This is a genomic window from Ruegeria sp. AK4 (genome assembly GCF_056541025.1).
This window is the reverse complement of record NZ_JBQFXS010000073.1, coordinates 1-1,152: the sequence shown is the minus strand read 5'-3', so window position 1 is coordinate 1,152 and position 1,152 is coordinate 1. Positions and strand designations below refer to the sequence as shown.

Below are 1,152 nucleotides of genomic sequence, written 5' to 3'. Positions count from 1 at the left end.
GCTTTCCGCCCTACTTACAAAAACACCCAGATATTTTCCTAACTTGAATGTCAGAAAAAAGTACTATATTTTCCGACAAGGAGAAAGCTATGATCACCTCATCGATTAGACAACGCATCATTGGAAAAGGCCGGGGCGCAATCTTTGCGCCAACCGACTTTCTGGATATTGGCTCCCGCGCAAGCGTGGATCAGGCATTGTCGCGTTTGGCGGAGCAAGGGATGATCCGACGGTTAACGCGTGGGCTTTATGACTATCCGAGAAAGAGCGCCCGATTAGGGCTGTTGTCTCCGTCAGCCGATGACATTGCCAAGGCGATTGCACGCAAAGACAATCAGGTTCTACAGCCCTCCCCTGCCATGGCAGCCAACCAGTTGGGGCTGTCGACCCAAGTGCCGTCCAAGCCGACTTATATGACCGACGGCCCGACCCGCACCAAGACAATTGGTCGACAAGTCATCCAGTTTCGAAATGCATCATCCAAAACGCTAGTTGGTGCAGGCCAGAAAACCGGCGCCGTATTTCAGGCGTTACGCTATGTTGGCAAAAACCAGGTGGATAGCCGTGTTGTCGACACGCTGGCCCGCAATCTGGATGTTAAGGACCGCGCATTGCTCGCAAAACAAAGTAGATATGTACCGGCCTGGATGCACCCGGTAGTGCAGCAAATCGTGGCACGGGTCTGATCTTGGACCAGTTTGCCAACGATACTCCGAAGAACCGTGAGGAGGCGTTTCAGGAATCGGCCGCAAAGCTTGGTTTGTCCAAAGCAATCGTCGAGAAGGATTTCTGGGTCTGTTGGTCACTGAAACATCTATTCGCCCTGCCCTCTTTTGGCGCTCACATGATCTTCAAGGGCGGGACATCGCTATCCAAGGCCTATGACATCATCCATCGGTTCTCAGAAGACGTGGATCTGTCTCTCGACCGGGCGCAGCTCGGGTTTGAGGGCGAACGTGACCCCGAGCACCCTGCCCTTTCCGGCAAAAAACAAAAGCAACTGCTGCAGGAGCTTCAGGATACGGCCACTAGGGTAGTCTCAGGTCCGCTGTTGAAAGAAACCGAGGTCAAGTTTGGCGCCGCGCTGGATCAGCATTTTTCCCTGTCAGTCGATCCAAATGATGCCCAAACCTTGCTTTTCGCCTATCCATC

General features: G+C 53.1%; 2 protein-coding genes. Both read left to right on the top strand.

Features of this window, described 5'->3' with window-relative positions; all coding sequences use genetic code 11:
- Positions 1-89 precede the first annotated feature (89 nt).
- The gene (locus ACR0EZ_RS25920) at positions 90-686 is read left to right on the top strand and encodes a DUF6088 family protein (RefSeq protein ID WP_480617721.1); all 597 of its coding nucleotides are present in this window, start codon (positions 90-92) and stop codon (positions 684-686) included.
- A gap of 2 nt (positions 687-688) precedes the next feature.
- On the top strand, positions 689-1,152 hold a 464-nt coding region (locus ACR0EZ_RS25915), incomplete at its 3' end, for a nucleotidyl transferase AbiEii/AbiGii toxin family protein (protein WP_480617720.1).

What these genes read in the sequence shown, in the direction of transcription:
- ACR0EZ_RS25920 (WP_480617721.1), top strand. Translation starts at nt 90, where the DNA reads ATGATCACCTCATCGATTAGACAACGCATCATTGGAAAAGGCCGGGGC.